Here is a 299-nt window from a genome sequence, read left to right as displayed (position 1 = left end):
ATGCATCTTTTACTTTTGTAAAGAAACTTCCTTCCGGAACATTCACACCGGCAAAAACTGGTTTTTCCAAAAGAACCTTTTTATCTTCTAAAATTTGAATGACACCAACTGATTGCCCTGCAACGATGGGCGCTTTTAAGGGACCATGATATTTAACTTTTGCTTTAACATTGGCTTTTTTTTCATTGGAAAGCATAAAATTTATTGGTTTTTTGACAATAAGTGGAACAAAATTTCTCTTTCCACCATAAACAGAAGCACGGGCAACCGTTGCTTGTTTTGTAAAAATAGTTTTGAGA

1 pseudogene is annotated in these 299 nt (G+C 34.4%); it reads right to left on the bottom strand.

Annotation, left to right across the window (positions count from 1 at the left end):
- Positions 1-299: pseudogene (locus ACFINC_RS11200) on the bottom strand (D-alanyl-D-alanine carboxypeptidase); the annotation flags it as partial.

Source organism: Bartonella sp. AP58NXGY (assembly GCF_042195785.1).
Taxonomy (GTDB): Bacteria; Pseudomonadota; Alphaproteobacteria; order Rhizobiales; family Rhizobiaceae; genus Bartonella.
This window is presented reverse-complemented; position numbering and strand designations above follow the sequence as displayed.